This window comes from Streptomyces anandii JCM 4720 (assembly GCF_014650655.1).
In the GTDB taxonomy this organism is placed as follows: domain Bacteria; phylum Actinomycetota; class Actinomycetes; order Streptomycetales; family Streptomycetaceae; genus Streptomyces; species Streptomyces anandii.
The window spans coordinates 22572-22890 of record NZ_BMVJ01000031.1 but is presented as its reverse complement, the minus strand read 5'-3'; the positions used below and the strand labels follow the sequence as shown (position 1 = coordinate 22890).

Here is a 319-nt window from a genome sequence, read left to right as displayed (position 1 = left end):
ATCCGGCCCTTGCGGATGACATCCGCGAGCTCCTCCGACGCGACGGGGATCTCCAGCGGCGCCCAAGCGGTGGGGCCGCGCGAGTCGACGAGCTGGAAGAGCGAGACGCCGCCGAGGGGGTCCCTCAGCGGGCCCCGGTCGCGCTCGGGAGGACGGGGACCGATCTTGACGAGGTCGCTCCTGCGGAACTGCTCCAGCCAGGAGCGGTAAGCGCCGTACTTGCCGCCGGTCGGGTCGATGACCACCTTCTCGGGAGGCTGTCCGCCGGCGTCGCCCTCGGACTCCGAGTGGACGATGACGAACTGGCCGAAGTCGAAGT

The 319-nt window shown here is 70.5% G+C and carries 1 protein-coding gene; it reads right to left on the bottom strand.

Annotation, left to right across the window (positions count from 1 at the left end):
* The coding region (locus IE249_RS32735) for a hypothetical protein (RefSeq protein ID WP_189710708.1) at positions 1–319 on the bottom strand (319 nt) is incomplete at both ends.